This is a genomic window from Phenylobacterium sp. (genome assembly GCF_036263695.1).
Classification (GTDB): Bacteria; Pseudomonadota; Alphaproteobacteria; order Caulobacterales; family Caulobacteraceae; genus Phenylobacterium.
The window spans coordinates 1-5,265 of the sequence record NZ_DATAGM010000058.1; the positions used below are offsets into that span (position 1 = coordinate 1).

General features: G+C 69.8%; 6 protein-coding genes. 3 read left to right on the forward strand and 3 right to left on the reverse strand.

The genetic code is table 11. The annotated features are described in order from the left end of the window. Both VHK87_RS02135 and fni read right to left on the reverse strand, forming a co-directional pair. Positions 1 to 1,084, reverse strand: a 1,084-nt coding sequence (locus VHK87_RS02135) for a glycosyltransferase (protein ID WP_329633248.1), incomplete at its 3' end; no start/stop codon positions are given. A gap of 4 nt (positions 1,085 to 1,088) precedes the next feature. Continuing rightward, positions 1,089 to 2,120: a type 2 isopentenyl-diphosphate Delta-isomerase gene (fni, locus tag VHK87_RS02140; RefSeq protein WP_329633249.1), complete on the reverse strand. Its 1,032-nt coding sequence runs from the start codon at positions 2,118 to 2,120 to the stop codon at positions 1,089 to 1,091. An 87-nt stretch (positions 2,121 to 2,207) separates the two neighbouring features. Between fni and VHK87_RS02145 the strand changes: the two genes are divergently transcribed. Genes VHK87_RS02145 through VHK87_RS02155 form a run of 3 tightly spaced genes read left to right on the forward strand, consistent with a single transcriptional unit; the run spans position 2,208 to position 4,257 of the window. Further along, positions 2,208 to 3,083, forward strand: a complete 876-nt coding sequence (locus tag VHK87_RS02145; protein ID WP_329633250.1) for a polyprenyl synthetase family protein — start codon at positions 2,208 to 2,210, stop codon at positions 3,081 to 3,083. Positions 3,084 to 3,091: 8 nt separating this feature from the next. Next, on the forward strand, positions 3,092 to 3,553 hold the full coding sequence (locus tag VHK87_RS02150; protein ID WP_329633251.1) for a sterol desaturase family protein: 462 nt from the start codon (positions 3,092 to 3,094) through the stop codon (positions 3,551 to 3,553). Then, on the forward strand, positions 3,550 to 4,257 hold the full coding sequence (locus VHK87_RS02155) for a fatty acid desaturase (protein WP_329633252.1): 708 nt from the start codon (positions 3,550 to 3,552) through the stop codon (positions 4,255 to 4,257). The genes VHK87_RS02150 and VHK87_RS02155 overlap by 4 nt, the downstream gene beginning before the upstream one ends. Here the strand turns inward: VHK87_RS02155 and VHK87_RS02160 are convergent. Further along, entirely contained in the window at positions 4,254 to 5,186 is a 933-nt protein-coding gene (locus VHK87_RS02160; protein ID WP_329633253.1) for a phytoene/squalene synthase family protein, read from the reverse strand. The two genes, VHK87_RS02155 and VHK87_RS02160, sit on opposite strands and share 4 nt — an antisense overlap. Positions 5,187 to 5,265 lie beyond the last annotated feature (79 nt).

Below are 5,265 nucleotides of genomic sequence, written 5' to 3' on the forward strand. Positions count from 1 at the left end.
CGCCACGCCAGGCAATGCGGGCGGCGTTCTCCGGCTGATCGCGGCCCGTGGGGATGCAGACGACGGGAACGCCGTTCATGAGCGGGCGCACCACCGTCCCATGGCCGGCGTGGCAGATCACAGCGGCGCAGTGAGGCATGACGGCGTCGTGCGATGCGCTCTCCACCACGGTGACGTTCGGCGCACTAGGAAGGCCCTTGGGATCGACGGCTGGGCCTAGGGTGACAAGGCCGCGGACGGGGAGCTTCTTCAGCGCCCGAATGCACCTGGCGACGATTTCAGCCTGGTTCTGGAAGGTGGTGCTGAAGGAGACGAGCACCAGCGGGCCGTCACCTGCCAGGTCCGGCGGCGGGCGGGCGGCCGCCCACTCTGGGACGGCGATCAGCGGGCCGGCGTACGCGAATGGCGGTGGCGCCGATGCGTCGTAGTCGAATACCTGGCTCGCCCCGATCAGGATCAGGTCAGCCGCGTCGAGCTGATCCAGCGTACGCGCGAGTGGGCGCAAGCCGAGGTTCGCTCGGGCCGCGTTGAGGTCCGTACGACCCGCATCGTAGAGGCCGGCGATCCACTTGCGGCTGGTCTGCTCCCGTCCGCGTCCGAAGCGGCCTCGAGCCGGCGGGAACCCCGGCCCGAATGGCGGCAGATCCGGGCGGGTCGGAAAGCACCAGACGTTCCCCGTCAGCAGCGCCAGCGGCACGCTGCGCGCTTCGGCGGCCGCCATCACGCCGAAAAGGAGTTCGTTGCTGACCACGATGTCCGGCCGGAACGCATCGATGACCTCAGCTGCGTCCACAGCGTAGCGGGCGGCGGGGCCGGTGATCACCGCGTCGCAGACTGCGCGCACGACAGCCGGCGGCCAGGCGCTGCGCCAGTCGCGCACCGGATCGTCCGCCTGCCCGGCGCGCAGGCGGTTTGGCGCCGTCGCCCACGGCGTGAAGCTCAGTGTCTGGGCGCGAGCCGCCGCACGGTTCGCCTCGTCGCTGAGAAGCAACACGTCGTGGCCGTCGTCTGCGAGCCGCCGGGCGACCATCAGGGCCGGCGGCACATGGCCGCCCCCTTCGAAGGTGGCGAAGAGGAACCGCAACGCGTCAGGCCGGACCCAGCGGCAGCTCGCGGAGTACGGAAAGATTGGGGCAGCCCGTGACGAAGCAGGCGATGCGCAACTGCCGCGCCATGACTTCGAAGTGGCCGACCACCGCCTCGGGCGAGACCATCGCCGCCGGCAGCACCTGACCGGCCTGTCCGACCAGGTCCGCGCCGAGGGCGATGGCTTTCGCGGCGTCTACCCCGTTGCGTATGCCGCCGGAGCCGATCAAAGGCAGATCTGCGCAGGCCGTGCGAACCGAGCGGATCGCCCGAGGCGTGGGGATGCCCCACCCATCGAAGGCTTTGGCGGTCTCGGCGGCGGCGTCGGAGCGCGCCCGATCGCCTTCGATCAGGGCCCAGGCCGTGCCTCCCGCGCCGGCCACGTCTACGGCGGCGACCCCCGCATCGGCGAGCACACGGGCGACCCCGGAGGAGAGGCCATAGCCGACTTCCTTGACGATCAGGGGAACCTCCAACCGGTTCGCCAGTCTCTCCAGCGCTTCGAGCACGCCGCGCCAGCGAGTGTCGCCACCGGGCTGGACCGCCTCCTGGAGCGGGTTGAGATGGATGATGAGCGCGTCCGCCCCGATCATCTCCACCGCTCGCCTCGCCTCGTCGATCCCATAGCCCTGCAGCAGCTGGGCGGCGCCGAAGTTGCCCCAGATCGGAATAGTCGGCGCCACGCGCCTCAATTCCAGGCCGAGACCGTCGGCGCGGGAGCCTTCGAGGGCCACCCGCTGCGATCCGACGGCGAACGGGATCTGCAGCGCCTCGGCGGCGGCGGCGAGATTGGCGTTGATCTTCGCCCCTCTCGCGGGGCCGCCGGTCATCGAGCTGACCACGAAGGGCAGGGAGAGCGGGCGGCCCAGGAAGCTCGTAGTGAGGTCGACGTCATCGAGGTCGAGTTCGGGAAGGGCGCAGTGCGGCAGGCCGAACGCGTCGAACGGGTTTCTCCGCGCCGTCGCCTGTTGGGCGAGGGCGAGGTCGAGGTGCTCGTCCTTACGCGTGAGGATCGGGCTGGCCTCTCCGCTCATGCGTCGCTCCCACTCAAAGCCGCTTGTCATCTCCAATCGTTCTATATCACAGTTGGTATACTGTAGAAGCGGGCGAGAGGGTCGCCCATGGAGGCGAACATGTCTGCGGGCCTTCCCGCGCCTGACCTACTCGCCCGCCGACGAGCCGACATAGAGGCGTCGCTGCGGGCGATCGTCCATGTCTCGTCGTTTCCCGTGCCCCGGCTTCGCAGCGCCATGCGCTACGCGGTGGTGTCTCCCGGGAAGCGCATCCGTCCCCTCCTGGCGGTGCTTTGCGCTGAGCACCTCGGCGCCGAGCTCAGCGCCGTGATGTCGCCGGCCTGCGCGCTCGAATTGGTGCATGCGGCGTCGCTGGTGCTGGACGACCTGCCCTGTATGGATGACGCCGCCGAACGGCGGGGGCAGCCCACCGTCCATGCCGCGTTCGGCGAGGAGGTGGCGGCCCTGACTGTCGTGGCGCTGATCTCGGAGGCCTACGCCCTGATTGCGAAGGCGCCGGGGCTGAGCGACCCGGCCAGGTGTGAACTCGTGCGCATCCTCTCGGCGACGATCGGAGCGGATGGTCTGGCCGGGGGGCAGGAGATCGACTTGCGACGGGGCATGGCGCTCAGCGCTCTGGACATCGACGAACTTCACCGCCGTAAGACAGGCTCACTGTTCGTCGCAGCAGTGGAAGTGGCGGCTGTGGTCGCCGAAGCCAACGTCGAGCAGAGGGCCTCTCTCAGGTTGTTCGCTGAGGAACTGGGGCTGGCGTTTCAGGCGCTCGACGACATCGCCGATGCGCAGGAGGTGGCGAAAGGCGCGGCCAATGTAATTTCGGTGATCGGTGAGCAGGGCGCGCGGCGCAGGGCCACGGGCCGGCTCGAGAGCGCCAAAGCGGCCCTCGCCCACGGCGGGCCAGGTCTGGCCGCTGTCGGTGGTTTCGTGGATGTGCTGATGGGGCAGGCGCTCGCTGCGCCATAGGTTTTCCGATGCCACCTAGCGCGCCCTCCTTCATCCTAGGATTCGTCCTCATGGAACCTGTCGCTTGGGCCGCGCACCGCTACCTGATGCATGGCCCACTCTGGCGGCTGCACAGGGCGCATCATCAGCCTGGCCGCGAGGGGCCGCAGCTCAACGACCTCTTCGGCCTGCTGTTTGCGAGCGTGGCTATCACCCTGTTCGTGCTGGGAGCGGCGCCCGGAGCCGAGCCTCTCTGGTGGGCCGGGGCGGGGGTCACCGCCTATGGCGCGGTGTACGCGCTGGTCCATGACGGCCTCATCCATGGTCGGTTCGGCCTGCGGCCACTGGCGGCGCGTGGCCCCATGCGCAGGATCGTCCAGGCGCACCGGCTGCATCACGCGCGCGCCACCAAAGAAGGCTGCGTGGCGTTCGGCCTGCTCTGGCCGGGCGACGTGAAGGCGATGGCGCGCAAGCTGCGGAAATCCAGGTGAGCGCGTCCCGCCAGGGGCTGATCGGCCTCTCTCTCGCAGCGGCGATCCTCACGGCCTGGCTCTCGCTGCATGTCTGGGGCGTGTTCTTCCACCGTTGGGGCGCCGCCGACTGGATTCTGGTTCCACTGGTTCTGGTCGTCCAGACCTGGCTCAGCGTCGGTCTCTTCATCATCGCGCACGATGCGATGCACGGCTCGCTAGCGCCCGGCCGAGCCGGTCTCAACCGCGCCGTCGGCCGGCTGGCGCTGGCGCTCTACGCCGGCTTCTGGTTCGACGGCCTGGCGCCCAAGCACCACGCCCACCACGCGAGCCCCGGCTCTGCCGACGATCCGGACTTCCTCGACGCCGAGCGGCAGGGGTTCTGGTCTTGGTACCTGGCCTTCTTCCGGCGCTACTTCGGCCTCCGTGAGCTTGCGGTGCTGTGTGGGGTCATCGCCGCCTATCTGCTGGCCGAAGCTTCTCTCGTGCACCTGCTGGTGTTCTGGGCCGCCCCGGCGCTGCTGTCGTCGTTGCAGCTGTTCGCTTTCGGCACCTACCTGCCGCACCGACGCGAGGCGCTGGGGTTCGCCGACGAGCACCGCGCGCGATCGCTCGGCCATCCCTGGCTGGTCTCGCTAGCCACCTGCTACCACTTCGGGTGCTTTCACCTGACCCATCACCGAAAGCCAGGCCTGCCATGGTGGCGTCTGCCGTCGGGCGCCTAAACCTTCGTCCAGAGCGGAGGCCGGGGCTCTGGCGGCCGAAGCCGCTCCAAGAAGCTCCAGGCGGTCAGGCCCACGCCCCGGAACAACAACCAGACCATGACCGGCTTGCTCGCGGAGGCTCGGGTCTGCAGGGCGGCGGGGCCGCCGCGCGCCACTATCCGGCCGATCTCACGATAGACGCCGCGGGCGGCGGCGACAGCGAGGGCCGCGCGGGCGGGGAGTCCGCGCAGCCCTCGCCTGGCCGAGGCATAGTAGGCGTCAGCGCACTTCAGGACGCGCAGGGCCACCGTGTGGACGGCCGCGGCGTTCTGCGGCGCGCGGACCGCTTTGGGATCGGCGGCGACGCCGACCTCGGCCAACCAATCGGCGGGGAGGTAGACGCGGCCCGCGGCCGCGTCCTCGTAGATGTCGCGGGCGATATTGGTGAGCTGGAACGCCAATCCGAGGTCCTGGGCGCGGCGCAGGACGGCGGGGTCCTTCACGCCCATGATCTTGCCCATCATCACCCCGACGACCCCCGCGACGCCGAAGCAATACTCGAGCGTATCGTCGATGGTGCGGTAGCTTCGCCCGTCCACGTCCATGGCGAAGCCTTCCAGGAGCGCGAGCGGCCAGCGCGGTTCCAGGCCGCGCCGCAGGGCGACCCGCTGGAACGCGGCGAAGTCCGGGTCGTCCATCGTCTGTCCGGCGAGGGCGGCCCGGGTCAGCCGGTGGAGCCGTTCGAGCCGCCGGCGGCGCTCGGGTAGGTCCATCTGGGTCGCGCCGAACCCGTACTCCTGGCCGTCAATCTCGTCGTCGCAGCGGCGGCACCAGGCGTAGAGCAGCCAGGCGTCCTCCCGCATTTGGGGTCCGAACAGCTTGGACGCGGTCCGGAAGCTCTTCGAGCCCTTCTCGATTGAGGCCTGTCCATGTGCGACGACGGCGTCCATCAGGCCGCCTCCTGCCGCGCGAGATCTGCAAGGATGACGCCCGCCGTGGCCTTGGCCGAGGCGACGACGCCCGGCACGC

Excerpts from the sequence above, each read along its gene's own strand:
- fni (WP_329633249.1), bottom strand. The coding sequence starts at position 2,120 with ATGAGCGGAGAGGCCAGCCCGATCCTCACGCGTAAGGACGAGCACCTC.
- VHK87_RS02145 (WP_329633250.1), top strand. The coding sequence starts at position 2,208 with ATGGAGGCGAACATGTCTGCGGGCCTTCCCGCGCCTGACCTACTCGCC.
- VHK87_RS02150 (WP_329633251.1), top strand. The coding sequence starts at position 3,092 with ATGCCACCTAGCGCGCCCTCCTTCATCCTAGGATTCGTCCTCATGGAA.
- VHK87_RS02160 (WP_329633253.1), bottom strand. The coding sequence starts at position 5,186 with ATGGACGCCGTCGTCGCACATGGACAGGCCTCAATCGAGAAGGGCTCG.